This is a genomic window from Micromonospora sp. LOL_025, assembly GCF_048060285.1.
Taxonomy (GTDB): Bacteria; Actinomycetota; Actinomycetes; order Mycobacteriales; family Micromonosporaceae; genus Micromonospora.
The window spans coordinates 59,357-74,166 of the sequence record NZ_JBHMIR010000007.1 but is presented as its reverse complement, the minus strand read 5'-3'; the positions used below and the strand labels follow the sequence as shown (position 1 = coordinate 74,166).

Below are 14,810 nucleotides of genomic sequence, written 5' to 3'. Positions count from 1 at the left end.
CCGGCCCCGGCGCGGCAAACGCGTTTCGCCCGGTTGCTGGCCGGGTAGGCGGATCGGATGAGTTCGCCCGGCGCGGAGAGCGCGGACGCCGTCATCGTGGGAGCAGGCCACAACGGCCTGGTCGCCGCCAATCTCCTGGCCGACGCCGGCTGGGACGTGCTGGTGCTGGAGGCCACGGCCACGCCGGGCGGGGCGGTGCGCTCCGCCGAGGTGACGGCCCCCGGCTACCTGAGCGACCTCTACAGCTCCTTCTATCCCCTCGGCTACGCCTCGCCGGTGCTGCGCGGGTTGGGGCTCGAACGGTACGGGCTGCGCTGGCGGCACTCCCCGGACGTGCTGGCCCACCTGATGCCCGACGGCCGGGCGGCGGTGCTCAACCGCGACCCGGAGGCCACGGCGGCCTCGCTGGAGGCGTTCGCGCCGGGCGACGGCAAGCGCTGGCTGCACGCGTACGACGACTGGCGCCAGGTGGCCGAGCCGATGCTGGAGGCCATCACCACGCCGTTCCCGCCGGTGCGCGGGGGCCTGACCCTGCTGCGCCGCCTGCGGGTGTCGGGGGCGCTGCGGCTGGCCCGGCGGCTGGTGGTGCCGGTCCGCAAGCTCGGCGACGAACTCTTCGAGGGCGAGGGAGGCCCGGTGCTGCTGGCCGGCTGCGCCCTGCACACCGACCTGTCGCCAGAGGAGGCCGGTTCGGGCGTGTACGGCTGGCTGCTCGCCATGCTCGGCCAGCAGGTCGGCTGGCCGGTGCCCGACGGCGGCGCGCAGAAGATCACCGACGCGCTGGTGGCCCGGCTGACCGAGCGCGGCGGCCGGATTCTCTACGGCGCCGAGGTGGACCGGGTGCTGACCGCGCGCGGCCGGGCGATGGGCGTGCGTACCGTCGGCGGCGCCCTCTGGCGGGCCCGCCGCGCGGTGCTCGCCGACGTCCCCGCGCCCGCCCTCTACCTGGACCTGGTCGGCGCGGCGGTCCTGCCGCCCCGGCTCGTGGAGGACCTGGCGCACTTCCGCTGGGACGGCTCGACGCTCAAGGTGGACTGGGCGCTGTCGGCCCCCGTGCCGTGGACCAACCGGGCGGTCGCCACCGCCGGCACCGTGCACCTGGGCGCGGACCTGGACGGCCTCACCAGCTACTCCGCCGCGCTGGCCCGGAAGGAGATCCCGCGCGACCCGTTCCTGCTGCTGGGGCAGATGTCGGTGGCAGACCCGAGCCACTCGCCGCCGGGCACCGAGTCGCTCTGGTCGTACACCCACCTGCCGTTCCGCCGGCAGTGGCGGGCCGAGGACATCGCCGCGCACGTCGAGCGGATGGAGCAGGTGCTGGAGGAGGCCGCGCCGGGCTTCCGCAGCCTGATCGTGGGGCGGCACGTGGCCGGGCCGGCCGACCTGGAGGCGGGCGACCCGAGCCTCGTCGGCGGCGCGCTCGGCGGCGGCACCGCCGCCGCGTACCAGCAGTTGTTCCTGCGCCCGATCCCCGGCCTGGGCCGCGCGGACACCCCGGTCGACCGGCTGTTCCTGGCCAGCGCGTCGGCGCACCCGGGCGGCGGGGTGCACGGCGCGCCCGGCGCGAACGCCGCCCGCGCCGCCCTGGCCCGCGACCGCGCCCTCACCGGCCCGCTGTACGCGGCCGGAATCGACGCCGCGCACCGCGCGGTCTACCGCTGACGCCAGCACGGCGAAGACGGCAAGCCTGCGCCGGAGGTCGGACGCCGGAGGTCGGACGGCAGTGCTCCTGCCTGCGGGGGCACCGGACGGGCGCGTGCCCGACGGCGGATGCGTTGGGCGGGGCTCTTCACGCACAGTGAGGTGAACGTTGGCCGCGCGGGTCGCTCCTCGCGCCCTTTGCTCTGCAGCCATATACGCAACGGTGGCTCTGGGTAGCGGCGGATGGGCTGGCCCGCCGCACGGTTGCGGGATAGCCCCAGGTCAGCGACGTGGTGCGCCCGTGGCTGCAAAGCAAAGGGCGGAGAGCGGGAATCCGAGGGCAGCACGAACGGTCACAGGCGGTGAGGACTACGCTGCGCAATCGCCTGCCAGGTGATCACACGTGCCGTGCGGCGGCGCGGCCCAAGCTCAAGGTCCTTCGCTCGCCCGGCGCTCCGCCCGCCAGCCCACCCGCCGCTCCCGCTCGGCTGCGCCCCCGGCCGGGCCGCCGCTCCCGCCCGACCGCGCCCCCGCCCGGCCGTCGCTCGCGCGCCGCCCCGGGCGCGGCCCGCTGAACCGGACCGGGGCAGGGCAGACGCAGGACGTGGGCGGGGCGGGGCGGGGCGGGGCGGGGATCGGCCGGGTCAGCGCTCGATGTTGCGGTGCTTGCTGCGCAGCTTGAAGGGCATCAGCGCGCTTTCGATCTTGGTCGCGGTGGTCATCTTGGAGGCGCCGTCGCGCCGCTCCTCGAAGCGGATCGGCACCTCCAGGATGGTGTGCCCCAGCTTGGTGGCCAGGTAGTGCATCTCCACCTGGAAGCTGTAGCCGTTGGACTGCACCCGCTCCAGGCCGATGTCGCGCAGCGCGTCCGCCCGCCAGATCTTGAAGCCGGCGGTGAGGTCGCGGATGCGGACCCGCAGCAACGTGTGCACGTAGAGGTTGGCCCAGCCGCTGAGCGCCCGCCGGTAGAGCGGCCAGTTCTCGTCCAGTTCGCCGCCCGGCACGTACCGGGAGCCGATCACCACGCCGGCCTGGGTGGAGAGCAGGGCGCCGAGCATGCCCGGCAGCGCCTCCGGCGGGTGCGACAGGTCGGCGTCCATCTGCGCCACGTACTCCGCGCCGCCGTCGAGGGCGCGCCCGATGCCGTCCACGTAGGCCCGGCCGAGGCCCTCCTTGCCGGCCCGGTGCACCACCTCGACCCGGTCGGGGTGCTCGATGGCCAGCTTGTCCGCCACCTCACCCGTCCCGTCCGGCGAGTTGTCGTCGGCGACCAGGATCTTCAGGCCCGGCAGCGGCAGGGCCAGCAGCCGCTCGACCAGCACCGGGAGGTTGCCCGCCTCGTTGTAGGTGGGAACCACGACGGTCAGGCGTGCGTCCCGCCACGGCACGGGCAACTGCACGGGTTCGATCATGTCGGACATCCTCGGTCGGCGGACAGGGCTCCCTGAGAGCGTAGCCAGTTGCCACATCCGGGTCGAAAAGGCCACCCCTACCGCCCCGTCTTCGCCCCCGACGAGGACGAATGTCGGGTCAGCGCAGGCGACGGGCCAGCGCGGTGAGGGCCACCGCCAGACCGGCCAGGGCGACGCCGGAGACGGCCGGCTTGTGCGTACCGATCCACAGGGCGGCCGAGTGGCCACGGGCCCGGTCGGTGAACACGCCCTCCGCGCCCCGGTCCCGTTCGTCGTCCCCGGGACGGTCCAGGTTGTCCCGCCAGGCGGCCGGGTCGATCGGGGTCTCGGTCTGCTGGCTGTCGTAGCCGTCGCGTGCCAGCTTCCGGTCGAGCAGGCCGGGCGCGACGATGTCGCCGAGCCGGGCCCGCCAGGTCGGTCCGCCCACGTTCAGCTCGCGCGGCCCGTGGTCGGCCGCCCAGACGATCGCCCGCGCGGCCACCTCGGGTGCGAAGATCGGCGGTACGGGCTGGGGGTGCCGGGGCAGCCGGGTGCGTACCCAGGAGAACTGCGGGGTGTTGATCGCCGGTAGCTGCACCATCGACAGCTTCACACCCGGACAGTCGTGCAGCAGCTCCGCCCGCAGGGAGTCGTTGAAGCCCTGGACGGCGTGCTTGCTCGCGCAGTACGCCGACTGCAACGGGATCCCGCGGTAGGCCAGCGCGGAGCCGACCTGCACGATCGCGCCCCGGCCACGGGCGCGCATGTGCCGCAGCGCCGCGAGGGTGCCGTGCACGGTGCCGAGGTAGTTGACCTCGGTGACGCGCCGGAACTCGGTGGCCGGGATCTCCCAGGCCGGGGCGAAGACCGAGACCATCGCGTTGTTCACCCACACGTCGATGCCGTCGAAGCGGTGCACCACGTCGTCGGCGGCCCGCAGCACCGCCCCCGCGTCGGCCACGTCCACCCGGTAGGTGCGCACCTCCGAGGCGCCCAGCTCCCGGCAGTCGCGCTCCGCCGCGGCCAACCCGGCCTCGCCGCGGGCGAGCAGCGCGAGCCGGGCGCCGCGCTCGGCGTACCGGCGGGCGACCGCCCGTCCCACGCCGGCGCTCGCCCCGGTGACCACCACGGTCTGCGTCATCGGTCCGCCTTCTGGCGCACGGCGATGTCGGCCAGCCGGGTCAGGGTCTCCTTGTTGCGCTGGTGCAGCACCAGGTCGTTGACCTTGTTGCGCACCCAGCGCAGCGGGCCGGCGGCGAAGTCCTCGCCGATGCGTACGCGGGTCGCGCCCGTGCCGACCGCTTCGAGGGTGAACACCACGAGGGCCTCCCCGGCCGGCCAGAGGCCGGCGCGGATGACCAACCGGCGCGGCGGCTCGCAGGTCAGCACCGTCGAGGAGTCGTGCAGGGAGAACGGCCACGGTCCGGCCTTGTGGTGCAACTGGCTGCCCACCCGGGGCCAGGCGTCGTCCACGTCGCGGACGTGCACCGTGCCGACCACCCAGTCGCTGTACGTCCACCCGTCCGCCAGCACCGCCCAGACCTGCTCCGGGGAAGCTTCGATCACTTTCTCCACAATCGCCACTGCGCTCCCATACCCCGGGTGTGGGCGGGGCTAACGGTGCCAGCGGGTTAGCTTCTCCCGGGCGACGGGTAACGGCACCTGCGGGCCGGCGTGTCGACGCCGCCGGCGTACGACGCGGCGGGCGCGGTCAAGACGACGTTTACTCCCCGGGGCGCCGGGAACCCGCCGGCTGTGCGACAGGACCAGGTGGAGCCGGATCAGCGCAGGTCAGCCCGGGTTTTTGCCGGCGCTGACGGGGCCGCGTCCGGGCCCGTCCTGTTCGACGCGGTGCTGCTGGACCGCGACGGCACGCTGATCGAGGACGTGCCGTACAACGGCGATCCCGAGAAGGTGCGGCCGGTGCCGGGGGCACGGGCCGCCCTGGACCGGTTGCGGACGGCGGGCCTGCGGCTTGCGGTGGTCACGAACCAGTCCGGCCTGGCCCGCGGATTGTTCACCGAGGCGCAGATGCGGGCGGTGCACGCCCGGGTCGAGCGGCTGCTGGGGCCGTTCGACGCCTGGCTGGTGTGCCCGCACGACGACGGCGACGGATGCGGGTGCCGCAAGCCGGCCCCCGGGCTGGTGCACGCCGCGGCGCGGGAGCTGGGCACCGTGCCGTCGCGGTGCGTGCTGGTGGGGGACATCGGCCGGGACATGGTCGCGGCGTCGGCCGCGGGCGCGTCGGGGATCCTGGTGCCCACGCCGGTGACCCGCCCGCAGGAGGTGGCCGCCGCGCCACAGGTCGCCCCCGACCTGCCGGCGGCGGTGGCGGAGATCCTGCGTCGCCAGGCGGCGGTCGGCCCGGCCACGGCGCGGGGAGCCTGGCGGGGGCGGGCGGGGACGGTGCTGGTGGTACGCGCCGACTCGGCGGGGGACGTGCTGGTGACCGGGCCGGCCATCCGCGCCGTCGCCGCCGCCGCCGAACGGGTGGTGTTGCTGTGCGGGCCCCGGGGACGCGCCGCGGCGGAACTCCTGCCCGGCGTCGACGAGATCGTCGAACACCGGCTGCCGTGGATCGATCCCGTGCCCGACCCCGTCGACCCCGCCGACATGCGTCAGCTCGCCGACCGGCTGGCCGCCGTGAACGCCGACGAGGCGGTCGTCTTCACCAGCTTCCACCAGTCGCCCCTGCCCCTGGCCCTGCTGCTGCGCCTGGCCGGGGTCCGACGCGTGAGCGCCATCAGCGACGACTACCCGGGCAGCCTGCTCGACGTCCGGCACCGGGTGCCGGCCGGCGTACCCGAACCGGAGCGCGCGCTCTCGCTCGCCGCCGCCGCCGGCTTCACCCTCGGCGACCACGACGGACCCGCCCTGCGCCTGCGTCCGGCGCAGGCGCCGCCGCCGGAGGTCGGCGCGCCCGGCTACGTGGTGCTGCACCCCGGCTCGGCGGCGCAGGCCCGCGGCTGCCCGCCGGAGCTGGCCGCGCGCATCGCCCGCGCCCTGACGGCCGCCGGCCACCGGGTGGTGGTCACCGGCGGCCCCGACGAGCAGGAGCTGACCGCGCGGGTGGCCGGCGACGTCGCCGTCGACCTGGGCGGGCGGACCTCCCTCGCCGGGCTGGCCGCGACGGTCGCCGGCGCCGGCGCGGTCGTGGTCGGCAACACCGGCCCCGCCCACCTCGCCGCCGCCCACGGGGTGCCGGTGGTCAGCCTGTTCGCCCCCACGGTCCCGTTCGGGCAGTGGGGGCCGTGGCGGGTGCCCACGGTGCGGCTCGGCGACGCGGAGGCGGCCTGCCGGGACACCCGCGCCGCGCGCTGCCCGGTGCCCGGGCACCCCTGCCTCAGCGGCGTCGAACCCGGGCAGGTGCTCGACGGGTTGCGGCTGCTCGGGGTGGCCCCACCGGTCCGGCCGGCACCGCCCGTCGCCGGCCGGGCAGGCGGCGTGCCGGCGGGGGTCCGCACCGGCGGGAGTGGCCGATGAACCTGCTCCTGTGGCATGTGCACGGCTCCTGGACCACGTCGTTCGTGCACGGCAAGCACCGGTACCTGGTGCCCGTCACCCCGGACCGGGACCCGTACGGCCTCGGCCGCGCCCGCACCTACCCGTGGCCCGACACGGCCGTCGAGGTGACCCCCGAGCAGCTGCGCACCGCGGACGTGGACCTGGTCGTCCTGCAACGCCCCGAGGAGATCGACCTCGCCGAGCAGTGGCTCGGCCGGCGGCCCGGCCGCGACGTCCCGGCCGTCTACGTCGAGCACAACACGCCCAAGGACGGCGACGTGCCCGACAGCCGGCACCCCATGGCCGACCGCGACGACCTGCTCATCGCCCACGTCACCGGGTTCAACGAGCTGTTCTGGGACACCGGCACCACCCGCACGACGGTGGTCGACCACGGCATCGTCACCCCCGCCGCCGAGTACACCGGCGAACTCGACCGGCTCGCGGTGGTGATCAACGAGCCGGTACGCCGCTGGCGGGTCACCGGCACCGACCTGCTGCCCCGCTTCGCCGAGATCGCCCCGCTGGACGTCTTCGGCATGAAGGTGGCCGGGCTGGCCGAGCACCTGGGCCTGCCGGCGGACCGGCTGGCCAGCCACGACGACGTCCCCCAGCACCGGATGCACGCCGAGCTGGGGCGGCGGCGGGCGTACCTGCACCTGTGCCGGTGGACCTCGCTGGGGCTGAGCCTGATCGAGGCGATGTCCATCGGGATGCCGGTGGTCGCGCTGGCCGCCACCGAGGCGGCGATGGCGGTGCCACCCGGGGCGGGGGCGCTGTCCACCCGGCTCGACACCCTGCTCGACGCCGCCCGCCGGTTCGTCGACGAACCGGCGGAGGCGCGCCGGGCGGGGGAACGGGCCCGCGTCGCCGCCCGGGACCGCTACGGCCTCGACCGTTTCCTCGCCGACTGGGACCGGCTGCTGGAGGAGGAAGTATGCGCATCGCGATGATCTCGGAGCACGCCAGCCCGCTCGCCATCCTGGGCGGCGAGGACGCCGGCGGTCAGAACACGCATGTCGCCGAGCTCTCCGCAGCCCTCGCGGCCGCCGGACACGACGTGCGGGTCTACACCCGCCGCGACGCGGTGGACCTGCCGGTCACGGTACGCAGCGCCGACGGCTACGACGTGGTGCACGTCCCGGCGGGGCCGGCCGAGCCGGTCGCCAAGGACGCTCTGCTGCCGCACATGAGGGAGTTCAGCCGCTGGCTGGTCGACCGGTGGCGGGGCGGCGACTGGATGCCCGAGGTGATCCACGCGCACTTCTGGATGAGCGGGCTCGCCGCGCTGGCCGCCAGCCGGCAGACCGGGGTGCCGGTCGTGCAGACGTACCACGCCCTGGGGGTGGTCAAGCGGCGGCACCAGGGCGTGCAGGACACCAGCCCGGCCCGCCGCATCGGCTACGAGCGGGAGCTGGGCCGGGCCGTCGACCGGGTCATCGCCCAGTGCCGGGACGAGGTCGGCGAGCTGGTCCGGATGGGCGTGCCCCGGTCCCGGATGACGGTCGTGCCGTCCGGGGTCAACCTGGGCACCTTCGCCCCGCTCGGGCCGACCGCCGAGCGGGAGGACGGCCGGCCGCGGATCCTGACCGTCGGCCGGCTGGTCGAGCGCAAGGGCTTCCAGACCGTCGTCCGGGCGATGACGTACGTGCCCGAGGCCGAGTGCGTGGTGGTCGGCGGCCCGCCCGCCGGCCTGCTGGAGACCGACCCGTACGCCCGCCGGCTGCGCGCCCTGGCGGTCAGCTGCGGGGTGGCCGACCGGGTGCGGCTGGTCGGCGCGGTGCCCCGCGAGGAGATGGGCCGCTGGTACCGCTCGGCCGACGTCCTGGTGGCCGCCCCCTGGTACGAGCCGTTCGGGCTCACCCCGCTGGAGGCGATGGCGTGCGGTGTGCCCGTGGTGGGCACCGCCGTCGGCGGGATCAAGGACACCGTGGTCGAGGGCGTCACCGGCGACCTCGTGCCGGCCCGGGACCCCCGTGCGCTGGGCGCCGCCATCCAGGGGCTGCTCGACGACCGGATCCGCCGCTTCGCGTACGCGACGGCGGCCCGGGAACGGGCCCGGCGCCGGTACTCCTGGGCGGCCACCGCGGAGCGGCTGGTGGAGGTCTACGGCGACGTGGCGGCGGTCCGCCGGCCGACCCGGGTGGTGGCCTGATGGTGGCGCCCACGCCGCTGGACACGCACCTGACGAACCTGGCGGCGGCGCTGGTGCCCTTCCGGGCGCACGAGACGCTGCTGGCCCGGTGGGGCGAGGCCCTCGCGCGTCGGCTGGTCGACGGCGGCCGGCTGCTGGTCGCCGGCAACGGCGGCAGCGCCGCCGAGGCCCAGCACCTCACCGCCGAACTCGTCGGGAAGCTCCGCGACGACCGTCAGCCCCTGTCCGCCATCGCGCTGCACGCGGAGACCTCCGCGCTGACCGCCATCGGCAACGACTACGGCTACGACGAGGTCTTCGCCCGCCAGGTACGCGCCCACGGCCGCCACGGCGACGTCCTGTTGCTGCTGTCGACCAGCGGCACCAGCGCCAACCTGCTCGCCGCCGCCCGTGCCGGCCGCGACGGCGGACTCACCTGCTGGGCCCTCACCGGTCCCGCCCCCAACCCCCTGGCGGAGCTGTGCCACGACGTCCTCGCCGTCGGCTCACCCGACAGCCAGGTCGTCCAGGAACTCCATCTCGTGACCAGCCACCTCCTCTGCGAGTACGTCGAGCGGGCGCTGCCCGCCGCGCCCGTACGGACCGGGGTCGAGGTGGTGCTCGACGGCGGCGCAGGTCAGCAGGTCCAGGCGTGATGAGGGGGGAAGCGTGAGGGGACCCGTCGTGGTGGTCGGTGACACCCTGCTGGACCGGGACGTCGAGGGGGTGGTGAACCGGCTCTGCCCGGACTCGCCCGTGCCGGTGCTGGACGAGACCGCGCACGTCGACCGGCCCGGTGGCGCCGGGCTGGCCGCGGTGTTCGCCGCCGCGCAGGGCGCCGAGGTGGTGCTGGTGACCGCGTTGGCGGACGACGCGGGAGGTGCCCGGCTCGCCTCGCTGCTCACCGACGCGGGCGTGCAGGTGTATCCCCTCGGGCTGCGTGGCGGCACGCCGGAGAAGGTCCGGCTGCGCGCCCGGGGCCGGGTGCTGCTGCGCCACGACCGGGGCGGGGCGGCCGCTACGCCGGGCGAGCCGTCCGAGGCGGTGTTGCGGGTGATCGCCCGGGCCTCCGCCGTGCTGGTCAGCGACTACGGCCGGGGCGTCGCCCGGCAGCCCGCGCTGCGGGCGGCCCTCGCCGCGACCCGGGCGCCGGTGGTCTGGGACCCGCACCCGCGGGGGCCGGCGGCCGTCCCGGGGGTGCACCTGGTGACGCCCAACGAGTCCGAGGTGCGGGAGCTGGTCACCGTCGCGCCGGGGGCGACCCGGCTGGCGACGGCGGCGCGGGGCGCGCAGGGGCTGCGCCAGCGCTGGCGCGCCGGCGCGGTCGCGGTGACCCTGGGCGGGGACGGCGCGCTGCTCTGCCACGCCGGCGCGACGCCGATGGTGGTGCCCGCCCCGGCCACCGCCGAGGGGGACACCTGCGGGGCCGGTGACCGGTTCGCGGCCACCGCCGGCCTCGCCCTGGCCCGGGGGGCGCTGGTCTCGGAGGCGGTTCAGGAGGCGGTCGCCGAGGCGTCGGCGTACGTGGCCGGCGGGGGAGTGGCGACGGCGCTGCCGCGGCCGGTGCGTCCGCTGCCGCCGGCGGTCTCCGGCCCCGGCGGCGAGCGCGTCGGCGTGGCCGCGGCCGCCGGCGTGGTGTCGGCGGTACGCGCGTCCGGCGGGACGGTGGTGGCCACCGGCGGCTGCTTCGACCTGCTGCACGCCGGGCACGTGGCGACGTTGCAGGCCGCCCGGCAGCTCGGCGACTGCCTGGTGGTCTGCCTCAACTCCGACGCGAGCGTGACGGGGCTGAAGGGCGCGGACCGCCCGGTGATCCCGCAGGGCGACCGGGCCCGGCTGCTCGCGGCGCTGAGCTGCGTCGACGCGGTCATGATCTTCGACGAGGCCACCCCGCACGCGGCGCTGTCGTGGCTGCGGCCGGACGTCTGGGTGAAGGGTGGCGACTACGCCGGCGACGGCGGCGAGCCCGCTCTGCCCGAGGCGGAGGTCCTGCGCCGCTGGGGCGGCAACGCCGTGGTGGTGCCGTACCTGGACGGCCGCTCCACGACCGGGCTGATCGCCACCGCCCGGTCGACCGGTACCGCCGTCGCGGTCGGGCCGCCGCTCACCGGCACCGTGCCACCGACCTGTGCGCCGCCACCCGGCCCCGCCCCCGGTGGAGCCTCGGCGCCCTCCGGCGGCGAGCGCCCACGGGCGCGCTCCGGCCGGCCCGCCGCGGGGCCGAGCACGGCGGAGGGCACCCGATGAGCGGCGGGCCGCCCGGCGCGGGGCGGACCGTGCTGGTCACCGGCGGATCGAGCGGCCTGGGTGCCGCCGTGGTCGCGGCCGTGGCCCGGGCCGGCGGTCGACCGCTGGTGCTGGACCGGCAGGCGCCCGCCGACGGGGTGCCGTGGGTGGAGTGCGACCTGGCCGACACCCGCGCCGCCGAGGCCGCCACCCGGCAGCTCGCCGAGCGCTCGGGCGGGCTGGACGCGGTGGTGACCGCGGCGGGGATGGACGTGCCCGGGAAGCTGGCGGACGTGCCCGGCGAGACCTGGGACCGGATCGTGGCCGTGGACCTGCTCGCCACGGCGGCCGTGGTGCGGGCCGCCCTGCCCTTCCTGGAGACCTCCCGGGGGAGCATCGTCACCGTCGCCTCCACGCTGGGGGTCAAGGCGGTCGCCGACGCGACCGCCTACTGCGCCGCGAAGTTCGGGGTCGTCGGCTTCACCCGGGCCCTCGCCGCCGAACTCGCCGGCAGGGTCGGCGTCACGCTGCTCGTTCCGGGCGGCATGCGCACGGCCTTCTTCGACGACCGCGACGCCGCGTACCGGCCCGGTCCCGACGCCGTCCTGAACGACCCCGCCGACACCGCCGCCGCCGTCATGTTCGCGCTGTCCCAACCCGCCGGCTGCGCCGTCCGCGAGATGGTCGTCTGCGCCGACCAGGAGACCTCCTACCCGTGATCCTCGCCCTGCGCGCCCTCGGCGTCGGCGACCTCGCCACCGCCGTGCCGGCCCTGCGCGCCCTGCGCGCGGCCCACCCCGACCGGGACCTCGTCCTGGCGGCCCCCGGCTGGCTGGCGCCGCTGGTCGACCTGGTGGGCGGCGTCGACCGGCTGGTGCCCACGGACGGGCTCGGTCGCCCCGACCCGGCCCTGCGGACGCCGCACGTCGCCGTGAACCTGCACGGCCGGGGCCCCGAGTCGCACCGCCTGCTCACCGGCGCCCGCCCCGGCCGGCTGCTCGCCTACGCCAGCCCGCGGGCGGGCCACCACGACGGGCCGAAATGGCGCGACGACGAACACGAGGTCGACCGCTGGTGCCGGCTCCTCGACTGGTACGGCATCCCCGCCGACCGCACCGACCTGGACCTGCGGCGCCCGCCCTCCGGCGGCGCCCCGGCCGGCGCGACCGTGCTGCACCCCGGCTCCAAGATCCCCGCGAAGCGCTGGCCGCCCGGACGCTTCGCCGCGCTGGCCCGGGAACTGGCCGCCCGGGGGCACCGGGTGGTGCTCACCGGCAGCCCCGACGAGCGGGCCACGGCGCAGCGGATCGCGGACGCCGCGGGGCTGCCCGCCGACGCGGTGCTGGCCGGCCGGACGGACCTGGGCCGGCTGGCCGCGCTGGTGGCGTACGCCCGGCTGGTGGTCAGCGGGGACACGGGCGTCGCGCACCTCGCGACCGGCTACCGCACCCCGTCGGTGGTGCTCTTCGGCCCGGTCCCCCCGGCGCTGTGGGGTCCGCCGCCGGACCGGCCCCGGCACCGGGCGCTGTGGGCGGGCGCGGGGGACTGGCCCCGGTGGGACGGGGTAGGAAGCCACCCGACGTTGGCGGGCATCGGTGTCGACGACGTGGTGACCGCCGTGGACGAGGTGGAACGGGCGGTGCGTGGCTCCGGTGCGGTTGCGGCGTAGTGATCCGGGCGGGCCGGGGTACGGGCGACGCCGGCGCGGTCGGGGCTGGCTCTTCCTGGACCCGTCCGGGCAACCGGTCCGCGACCCCGACCGGCTGGGCCGGCTGCGCGCGCTGGTGATCCCGCCGGCCTGGCGGGACGTGTGGATCTGTCCGTACCCGAACGGGCACATCCAGGCCACCGGCATCGACGCGGCCGGGCGCAAGCAGTACCTCTACCACCCGAAGTGGCGCCAGAAGCGCGACGAGGCGAAGTTCGACCACGTGCTCGAGGTGGCCCGCCGGCTGCCGGTGCTGCGCGAGCGGGTCGGGCGGGACCTGTCCGGCCGGGGGCTGCACCGCGACCGGGTGCTGGCGACGGTGACCCGGCTGCTGGACATGGGGATGTTCCGGGTCGGCAGCGACCAGTACGCGGCCGGCGACGACCCGACGTTCGGGGTCTCGACGCTGCGCCCCGAGCACGCCCGGTCCCGGGGCGGCTGCGTGGTGTTCGAGTTCCCCGCGAAGGGCGGCATCGAGCAGGTGCGTCGCATCGAGGATCCGGAGCTGTGCCGGGTGCTGGTCAACCTGCGCCGCCAGCGCCGCTCGGCCGACCGGTTGTTCGGCTACCGGGACGGCGCGGACTGGCGCGACGTGCGCAGCGACGAGGTCAACGAGTACCTGCGGGACGCCAGCGGCGGGGAGATGACGGCGAAGGACTTCCGCACCTGGCACGCCACGGTGCTGGCGGCGACCGAACTGGCGACGGCGGGCCCGCCGCGCTCGGCGACCGCCCGCAAGCGGGCGGTCGCGGCGGTGATGCGCGACGTCGCGGAGCTGCTCGGCAACACCGCCACCGTGGCCCGCACGTCCTACGTCGACCCGCGCGTGGTCGACCTCTTCCACGACGGCGTGGTGGCCCCGGTGGACCCCGCGACGCCCCGCGAGAAGGCCGAGCGGATCGTGCTCGAACTGCTGGAGGACGCCTGACGCGGCCCCGGCGCCGGTCCTCGGCGAGGGGCGCTGGGGCCGGGCCGGGTCACCGGGCGGCCGCCCGCCTCCCCCGTGGCGGCGGGCGGCACGCCACCGGCCTTCGTCGGCGGTCCGATCCCGACCGGTGCCGTGGCGGGGCGGGATCGGCCACCTCGGTGCCAGTCTGCCCCGACCGGGTTGACCGTGGATGCCGCCGAGTTGACTTCCCGTGCCGCTCATTCCGCCTGGGCGGCCCGCCAGGACTGCGGCCCGACGCCGTGCGCCTTGCGGAAGACCCGGCTGAAGTGCGCCTTGTCGGGGAAGCCCCAGCGGGCCGCGATCGCCTGGATCGGCTGGCCGCGCAGACCGGGGTCGGCGAGGTCGTGCCGGCACCGCGCCAGCCGCAGCTCGCGGATGTACGACGCGACCGTCGACTCCTCGGCCTCGAAGAGCCGGTGCAGCGTACGCAGCGAGACGTGGTGCGCGTCCGCCACGACCTGCGGGCTCAGCGTCGCGTCCCCGAGGTGCCGCTGGATGTACGCCCGCGCCTGGGCGACGAGCGCGCGCCGGCGGACCTCGGTCGGCACGGCGTCCTCGGCCACGAGGTGCCGTCCGAGCATGGTGGACGCCAGGTCGAGCCCGACGGCGCCGAGCCGGGCGGCGTCGGCGGCGTGGTACTGCTCGGAGTGGTGGGCGATCTGGAGGAGGAACTGGGCCAGCAGCGCGCCGATCCCCTCGGTGCCCGACATCCGGCCGCCGAGCAGGGGCGCCAGCCGGTCCGGCGGCAGCGGCAACGCGGCGTGCGGGATGATCGCCACGACGGACCGGGCCGGCTCGCGGCCGCCGTCGTCGCCGATGTGCCGGACCCCGTGCGGCCGCGACCCGTCGTAGAAGATGAACTCCTGCGGCCCGAGCACGCTGCTCCGGCCGGCCTGGCTGGCCGCGCCGTCGCCGTCGACGGTGAGCGCCAGCGTGTAGATCTCCGGGGCCGACTCGCGCCCCAGCCTCGGCGTCCGGACGCCCTCCAGCGACGGGTACCGGTAGTTGACCACCTGGATCGGGCCGAGTTCGACGATCTCCGCCCGGGCGGCGAAGTCGTGCGCGTGCTCCGTGCGGATCCGCAGCGGCGAGGCCGTACGCGCCACGAGGTCGAGCCACATGTCGAAGCGTTCGGCCGCCGGCACCTGTTCGGTGTCGACGGTGATCCGCCGAAGCATCCGCTCCCCCGTCCTCGCGCCGGTCCGGTGGCCATTGTCCATCGTGGGCGCCGGGACCGCCCAGGACGCTTCCGGTCGG

General features: G+C 76.4%; 13 protein-coding genes. 9 read left to right on the top strand and 4 right to left on the bottom strand.

Going from position 1 to position 14,810, the window contains the following annotated elements; translation table 11 throughout:
• Positions 1-57 precede the first annotated feature (57 nt).
• Positions 58-1,662: a phytoene desaturase family protein gene (locus ACFHW0_RS12020; RefSeq protein ID WP_416607373.1), complete on the top strand. Its 1,605-nt coding sequence runs from the start codon at positions 58-60 to the stop codon at positions 1,660-1,662.
• A 623-nt stretch (positions 1,663-2,285) separates the two neighbouring features.
• Here ACFHW0_RS12020 and ACFHW0_RS12015 read toward each other — a convergent pair.
• The 3 genes from ACFHW0_RS12015 to ACFHW0_RS12005 form a co-directional block, all read right to left on the bottom strand.
• Positions 2,286-3,053, bottom strand: a complete 768-nt coding sequence (locus tag ACFHW0_RS12015; RefSeq protein WP_357878309.1) for a polyprenol monophosphomannose synthase — start codon at positions 3,051-3,053, stop codon at positions 2,286-2,288.
• A 118-nt stretch (positions 3,054-3,171) separates the two neighbouring features.
• The gene (locus ACFHW0_RS12010; RefSeq protein WP_416607372.1) at positions 3,172-4,173 is read right to left on the bottom strand and encodes an SDR family oxidoreductase; all 1,002 of its coding nucleotides are present in this window, start codon (positions 4,171-4,173) and stop codon (positions 3,172-3,174) included.
• On the bottom strand, positions 4,170-4,598 hold the full coding sequence (locus tag ACFHW0_RS12005) for an SRPBCC family protein (protein ID WP_416607371.1): 429 nt from the start codon (positions 4,596-4,598) through the stop codon (positions 4,170-4,172). The genes ACFHW0_RS12010 and ACFHW0_RS12005 overlap by 4 nt, the downstream gene beginning before the upstream one ends.
• A gap of 285 nt (positions 4,599-4,883) precedes the next feature.
• Here ACFHW0_RS12005 and ACFHW0_RS12000 point away from each other — a divergent pair, with 285 nt between their 5' ends.
• The 8 genes from ACFHW0_RS12000 to ACFHW0_RS11965 are packed head-to-tail and all read left to right on the top strand — an operon-like array spanning position 4,884 to position 13,532.
• Positions 4,884-6,515, top strand: a complete 1,632-nt coding sequence (locus ACFHW0_RS12000) for an HAD-IIIA family hydrolase (RefSeq protein WP_416607370.1) — start codon at positions 4,884-4,886, stop codon at positions 6,513-6,515.
• Positions 6,512-7,489, top strand: coding sequence for a glycosyltransferase (locus ACFHW0_RS11995; RefSeq protein ID WP_416607369.1), 978 nt, complete (start codon positions 6,512-6,514; stop codon positions 7,487-7,489). The genes ACFHW0_RS12000 and ACFHW0_RS11995 overlap by 4 nt, the downstream gene beginning before the upstream one ends.
• Positions 7,474-8,691, top strand: a complete 1,218-nt coding sequence (locus tag ACFHW0_RS11990) for a glycosyltransferase (RefSeq protein WP_416607368.1) — start codon at positions 7,474-7,476, stop codon at positions 8,689-8,691. The genes ACFHW0_RS11995 and ACFHW0_RS11990 overlap by 16 nt, the downstream gene beginning before the upstream one ends.
• Entirely contained in the window at positions 8,688-9,326 is a 639-nt protein-coding gene (locus ACFHW0_RS11985) for a D-sedoheptulose-7-phosphate isomerase (RefSeq protein WP_416607518.1), read from the top strand. The genes ACFHW0_RS11990 and ACFHW0_RS11985 overlap by 4 nt, the downstream gene beginning before the upstream one ends.
• Before the next feature lie 13 nt (positions 9,327-9,339).
• Positions 9,340-10,917: a PfkB family carbohydrate kinase gene (locus ACFHW0_RS11980; protein ID WP_416607367.1), complete on the top strand. Its 1,578-nt coding sequence runs from the start codon at positions 9,340-9,342 to the stop codon at positions 10,915-10,917.
• Entirely contained in the window at positions 10,914-11,615 is a 702-nt protein-coding gene (locus ACFHW0_RS11975; RefSeq protein WP_416607366.1) for an SDR family oxidoreductase, read from the top strand. The genes ACFHW0_RS11980 and ACFHW0_RS11975 overlap by 4 nt, the downstream gene beginning before the upstream one ends.
• Positions 11,612-12,565 (top strand): glycosyltransferase family 9 protein, encoded by a 954-nt coding sequence (locus tag ACFHW0_RS11970; RefSeq protein WP_416607365.1) that lies wholly within the window; start codon positions 11,612-11,614, stop codon positions 12,563-12,565. The genes ACFHW0_RS11975 and ACFHW0_RS11970 overlap by 4 nt, the downstream gene beginning before the upstream one ends.
• Positions 12,549-13,532: a DNA topoisomerase IB gene (locus ACFHW0_RS11965; protein WP_416607364.1), complete on the top strand. Its 984-nt coding sequence runs from the start codon at positions 12,549-12,551 to the stop codon at positions 13,530-13,532. The genes ACFHW0_RS11970 and ACFHW0_RS11965 overlap by 17 nt, the downstream gene beginning before the upstream one ends.
• Positions 13,533-13,750: 218 nt before the next feature.
• Here the strand turns inward: ACFHW0_RS11965 and ACFHW0_RS11960 are convergent, their stop codons facing one another.
• Positions 13,751-14,731, bottom strand: a complete 981-nt coding sequence (locus ACFHW0_RS11960; RefSeq protein ID WP_416607363.1) for a helix-turn-helix domain-containing protein — start codon at positions 14,729-14,731, stop codon at positions 13,751-13,753.
• Positions 14,732-14,810: the final 79 nt, after the last annotated feature.

Excerpts from the sequence above, each read along its gene's own strand:
- ACFHW0_RS12020 (WP_416607373.1), top strand. The coding sequence starts at position 58 with ATGAGTTCGCCCGGCGCGGAGAGCGCGGACGCCGTCATCGTGGGAGCA.
- ACFHW0_RS12015 (WP_357878309.1), bottom strand. The coding sequence starts at position 3,053 with ATGATCGAACCCGTGCAGTTGCCCGTGCCGTGGCGGGACGCACGCCTG.
- ACFHW0_RS12010 (WP_416607372.1), bottom strand. The coding sequence starts at position 4,173 with ATGACGCAGACCGTGGTGGTCACCGGGGCGAGCGCCGGCGTGGGACGG.
- ACFHW0_RS11995 (WP_416607369.1), top strand. The coding sequence starts at position 6,512 with ATGAACCTGCTCCTGTGGCATGTGCACGGCTCCTGGACCACGTCGTTC.
- ACFHW0_RS11990 (WP_416607368.1), top strand. The coding sequence starts at position 7,474 with ATGCGCATCGCGATGATCTCGGAGCACGCCAGCCCGCTCGCCATCCTG.
- ACFHW0_RS11975 (WP_416607366.1), top strand. The coding sequence starts at position 10,914 with ATGAGCGGCGGGCCGCCCGGCGCGGGGCGGACCGTGCTGGTCACCGGC.
- ACFHW0_RS11960 (WP_416607363.1), bottom strand. The coding sequence starts at position 14,731 with ATGCTTCGGCGGATCACCGTCGACACCGAACAGGTGCCGGCGGCCGAA.